The sequence below is a fragment of the Mycobacterium sp. genome (assembly GCF_040509115.1).
GTDB lineage: Bacteria > Actinomycetota > Actinomycetes > Mycobacteriales > Mycobacteriaceae > Mycobacterium.
Window position 1 is genome coordinate 1 of the sequence record NZ_JBEVLO010000047.1, and the last position, 5,101, is coordinate 5,101.

Genomic DNA, 5,101 nt, shown 5'->3' on the forward strand with positions numbered 1-5,101 from the left:
ACAACACCACAGGGCCGTCGCCGGCGGTGACGTAGTGCAGCGTTACATCGCCGACATTGGCTCGCTTGTGCGTCAGGGTGTGCATCGTGTGTCCTCTCGTCGGGTTGACGTGTGCATGCACGCTCAAATAGCGGTTCGCCGGTGGCTCTCGATGCAATCGCGGAACTCGTCGATGGCGTGCGTGAGGCCTTCCGGGCTGGCACCGAGGATGCGGGCGAAACGTCCAATCCCCGCCTTCCCCTTCGCCACTCCGTGCTTCGGGAACCACATCTCGGCGTCCTCAGTGAACAAGTCGATCATCGACGGGTCTGCGCTGTCGACTCGCCGGAGTAATCGTTCACCAACTCGAAACGTTCACTCCACCGCGACAGCGTATCGCCTTTCTATACTGACCGCTACATAACCCCTTCATGGCTGCGCTTCACTCAAAGACGGGCGGCGCGACACCGGTGCTAGATGGGGCTGGTTCCGCTGCAACCAAACGGTTTCGGTGAACGCCCGACAACACGTGCGAACGCCACCCTGCATCCACCTCGGGTGCGGCGCGCACCGTTTCATGGTTATATAGCGTTCGATACAGAACTGCGCGGGCCGAGACTCGTCCGCGCAGGCGATGTCCACGTCCGGTCATGTTCAGTTCGGCCGCAGTCGGCCGCAGAAGGGTGTCAGCGATGAGTTACGCCGTAGTGGGTTCGGGAAACATCGGGTCAGCGGTGGCGGGCCATTTCGCGCGCACGGGCATCGACGTCAGCGTCGCCAACGCCCGGGGCGCGGCGTCCGTAGCGCGACTCGTCGACGAACACGGGCCACATATCGTGCCCACCGACGTCATCGATGCAGTACAGGCCGATGTCGTGGTGTTGGCCGTGCCCTTCGAAGCCGTCAAGGGCATCGTCGAACGGGTCGTCGACTGGAGTGGACGGATCATCGTCGATGCCACCAACGCGATCGACTACACCGACTTCTCGCCCGCCGATCTGGGCGGCCGGCCATCGTCGGACCTAGTGCAAGAGTGGGCAACCAACGCCCGGGTGGTCAAAGCCTTCGGTCACACCTGGGCGAAAGTCCTCGCCCGTGACCCTGCAGACGGGCGCGGCGGCCAGCGCGTCCTGTTCCTCTCGGGGAACGATCCGGAGGCCAACGGCGTGGTCGCGCGGCTCATCGAGGGGTTCGGCTTCCTCCCCGTCGACCTCGGTCGAAACGACCAAGGTGGGCTGCTACAGCAGTTCGGTGGTCCGCTGACCACCAAGAGCTTCATCTCCCAGCCCATCAGCGGCGCCAGCCCGGGCGACATGGACCTCGCCACCCCCTAGACGTCGCCACGCTCCGCCGCGCGGCCGCCAGTCTCCGAGTGCCTACCCGCGGCGATGACACGAAGTACCCATCAGCACAGTTGAACAGCCCGACGAGGCGAAGCCGTCACAGACATAGAAGGAGTAGGACATGCCCACCATCACCACATCCGACGGAGTGGAGATCTTCTTCAAGGACTGGGGGTCGGGACGGCCGATCGTGTTCAGTCACGGGTGGCCCCTGTCATCAGATGACTGGGACGCTCAGATGTTGTTCTTCCTGTCCCACGGGTATCGCGTCGTTGCCCATGACCGGCGCGGCCACGGCCGGTCCAGTGACGTTGCAAACGGACACGACATGGACCACTACGCCGACGACTTGGCAGCGGTCGCAGAGCACCTCGACCTGCGCGACGCCATTCACGTCGGACACTCCACCGGAGGCGGGGAGGTAGTGCGCTATCTGGCCAGGCATGGCCAGGACCGTTGTGTAGCCGCTGTTCTCATCGCAGCGGTACCGCCAGTGATGGTGCAGTCCGACAGCAACCCGACCGGCACTCCCAAGTCGGCCTTCGACGACCTGCAAGCACAGCTCGCAGCGAGCCGAACGGAGTTCTATCACGCTCTGCCGTCGGGACCCTTCTACGGTTTCAACCGGCCCGGCGCTCAGCCATCGCAGGCGATCATCGACAATTGGTGGCGGCAGGGAATGATGGGCAGCGCCAAGGCCCACTACGACGGCATCGTGGCCTTCTCTCAGACTGACTTCACCGACGACCTCAAGAAGATCACCGTGCCCGCACTGGTGATGCACGGCGACGACGACCAAATCGTTCCCTACGCCGACGCAGGCCCGTTGTCGGCCGCGCTGCTTGCCAACGGCACGCTCAAGACCTACGCCGGCTACCCACACGGCATGCCCACCACTCATGCCGACGTGATCAACACCGACATCTTGGCCTTCCTACAGGCGTCGGGATTCGCGGCCTAGGTCTCGCTGGCCACACCAGTCCGGTCGTCGCGGTCACTACGCGCAATCCTGCGGTGCACCAGACGATTAGCCGAGGCTCGGCGCGGAACAGGTTGTGCCGAACCGGCGGATCGAGACCGTTGATCGCGCGACGCCGTCGGCAGGATCAACCAGAATGGTTGCACAACCGACAGATTGCGGCGCGAGACGACGACACCGTGGGTCGCCAATTACGGGGAAGGACGTGTGTTGTCCGATCAGGAGTCAGGGGTCGGCGAGCCACTCGCTGCGCCGATGGCGATCGAGGTGCGCGGTGCGCGCGTGCACAACCTCGCGAACATCGACGTCGATGTGCCCTTGCATCGAATGGTGGCCATCGCCGGCGTATCTGGATCGGGCAAGTCCTCACTGGCGATGGGGGTGCTTTACGCAGAGGGCTCGCGTCGCTACGTCGAGGCCCTCTCGACCTACACCCGCCGCAGGATGTCTCACGCCACCAAGGCCACCGTCGACAGCGTGCGGCACATCCCGGCGGCGCTCGCGTTGCGGCAGCGACCGGCCGTGCCCGGCGCGCGCAGCACGTTCGGCACCTCGACCGAACTCCTCAACGTGCTGCGCCTGCTGTTCTCCCGACTCGGCGCGCACGTCTGCCCGAACGGGCATCGCCTCGAGCCGACGATCGACGTGGCTGCGGGCCTCGACCTCACCTGTCCCGTCTGCGGCGCCACGTTCACCCCGCCCGGTGCCGAAGCGTTGGCCTTCAACTCCGACGGGGCGTGCCCAACTTGTGGTGGCCTTGGTGTCGTCCGCGAGATCGACGACGCACTGCTGGTCCCCGACCCCACCCGGACCATCGCCGACGGCGCGGTGGCTCCGTGGAAGATGATCGGGCTGACCGTGATGCCACAGATGGTCGGTGAACTCGGTGTCCGCACCGACGTGCCCTACGAGGACCTCACCGACACCGAGCGCGACATCGTCCTGCACGGCGCCGCCGAGAAGCATCGGATCACCGTTCCGTCGAAGAGCGGCAAGCTGTTCGAGGTCGACTTCACCTATCGCAACGCCCGCCTCGCCGTGCAGGAAGCTCTCGACAAGGCCGCCAGCGAGGGCGGCGTCAACCGGGTCAACAGGTTCATCCACACCGACACGTGTCCGAGCTGCCGGGGCACCCGACTGAGCGAGGCTGCCCGAGCGCCCCAAGTCAAGGGGATCAACCTCGCTGAGGCGACAGCGAAGACCCTTGACGACGTGATCGCGTGGGCGCCCTCCGTGATCGACACCCTGCCCGAGGACATGCGCGCAATGGCGACCGCGATCGTCGCGCAACTGCTCGCCATGGCCGGGCGCCTCGTTGAACTCGGATTGGGCTATCTCGGATTGGACCGGCCCAGCTCCACGCTGTCCACCGGTGAGCGACAACGAGTTCAGCTGGCCCGCGCCGTCCGCAATCAGACGACCGGGGTGCTCTACGTCCTCGATGAGCCGTCGATCGGACTGCACCCGTCCAACATCGACGGCCTCAACGGTCTTATCCGCGACCTGCTGCGCGACGGGAACCACGTCGTACTGGTCGATCACGACGTCCAGGTCCTTCGCGAGGCGGACTGGTTCATCGAGATCGGACCGGGTTCAGGCGCCGACGGCGGCACCGTCCTCGCGACGGGCACGACGAGCGATCTGGTGGCCAATCCGTCATCGCTGATCGGCGGGTTCCTCGACGGCACCGAGGTGGTGTGCGTTCGCGCGCAGGTAACCTCCCAGCACCTGTTCGACCACGGCCGCATCCGCCTCGCCACCAAGCCGCTGCACACGGTCCACGCTCTCGACCTCGAGATTCCCAAGGGAAGACTCACCGCCGTCACCGGAGTGTCTGGATCCGGCAAGACAACGCTGGTGTTGGAGAGCCTCGTGCCCGCCCTGGCTGCGGCCGCTTCAGGTGACCGGCTGCCCGCACACGTTGCAGCGGTGGAGCCCTCAGGCATCCAACGCGTCAACGTCGTCGACGCCACCCCCATCGGAACGAACGTGCGGTCCACGGTCGCCACCTACAGCGGCGTGCTCGACGATCTACGTCGTAGCTACGCGGCGCTCGACGAATCGAAACGGCTCGGGCTCACCGCCTCGGACTTCTCGTACAACACCGGCTCCCTGCGCTGCCCGCGCTGCGAAGGCACGGGTCAAATCTCCCTCGACGTCCAGTTTCTGCCCGACGTCGACATCCCCTGCCCCGACTGCAACGGCACCCGCTACGCCCCAGCCGCTCACGACATCAGACGCGGTGGTGACCAACGGGGATTGTCGCTCCCCGCCCTGCTCGGTCTCACCGTAAGGGAGGCGCTGCGGGAGACCGACGACCTGCCGAAGGTGCGCCGGAAGCTGCAAACCCTCGTCGATCTCGGGCTCGGCTACCTGACACTCGGCGAAGATACCCCTGCCCTGTCCGGCGGCGAGGCGCAAAGGCTCAAGCTCGCAACCGAACTCGGCCGCAAACAGTCTGACGCCCTGTTCGTCCTCGACGAACCCAGCGTGGGTTTGCACCCCCTCGACATCCGCGTCCTGCTCAGCGTCATCGACCGCCTCGGCGCCCACGGTGCCACCGTCGTGGTCATCGAACACGATCTCGACATGATCGTCAACGCCGACTACGTCATCGACATGGGACCCGGCGGGGGCGCTGCGGGAGGAACCGTCGTCGCCACGGGCACGCCCGAGGAGATCGCGCAATCCACGGTCAGCGTCACCGGTCGATACCTTCCTCCTTCAGAAAGACCCTGACGACCACGCGCTCGGCCTTCGGCCACGGCATCCATCATTGCCTCGCAGGTCACCTGGTAAA

At 65.6% G+C, this 5,101-nt stretch carries 3 protein-coding genes; all 3 read left to right on the forward strand.

Going from position 1 to position 5,101, the window contains the following annotated elements; genetic code table 11:
- The first annotated feature begins 671 nt into the window (after positions 1-671).
- The 3 genes from ABW137_RS03890 to ABW137_RS03900 all read left to right on the forward strand — a co-directional run bounded on the left by ABW137_RS03890 (position 672) and on the right by ABW137_RS03900 (position 5,040).
- On the forward strand, positions 672-1,313 hold the full coding sequence (locus tag ABW137_RS03890; RefSeq protein WP_526397073.1) for an NADPH-dependent F420 reductase: 642 nt from the start codon (positions 672-674) through the stop codon (positions 1,311-1,313).
- 130 nt (positions 1,314-1,443) lie between these two features.
- Complete coding sequence (locus ABW137_RS03895; RefSeq protein ID WP_526397075.1) at positions 1,444-2,283, forward strand: alpha/beta fold hydrolase; 840 nt, start codon at positions 1,444-1,446, stop codon at positions 2,281-2,283.
- A gap of 273 nt (positions 2,284-2,556) precedes the next feature.
- Positions 2,557-5,040, forward strand: coding sequence for an excinuclease ABC subunit UvrA (locus ABW137_RS03900; protein ID WP_526397077.1), 2,484 nt, complete (start codon positions 2,557-2,559; stop codon positions 5,038-5,040).
- Positions 5,041-5,101: the final 61 nt, after the last annotated feature.

Bases quoted from the DNA above. Each gene is read 5' to 3' on its own strand.
- ABW137_RS03890 (WP_526397073.1), top strand. From the start codon at position 672: ATGAGTTACGCCGTAGTGGGTTCGGGAAACATCGGGTCAGCGGTGGCG.
- ABW137_RS03895 (WP_526397075.1), top strand. From the start codon at position 1,444: ATGCCCACCATCACCACATCCGACGGAGTGGAGATCTTCTTCAAGGAC.
- ABW137_RS03900 (WP_526397077.1), top strand. From the start codon at position 2,557: ATGGCGATCGAGGTGCGCGGTGCGCGCGTGCACAACCTCGCGAACATC.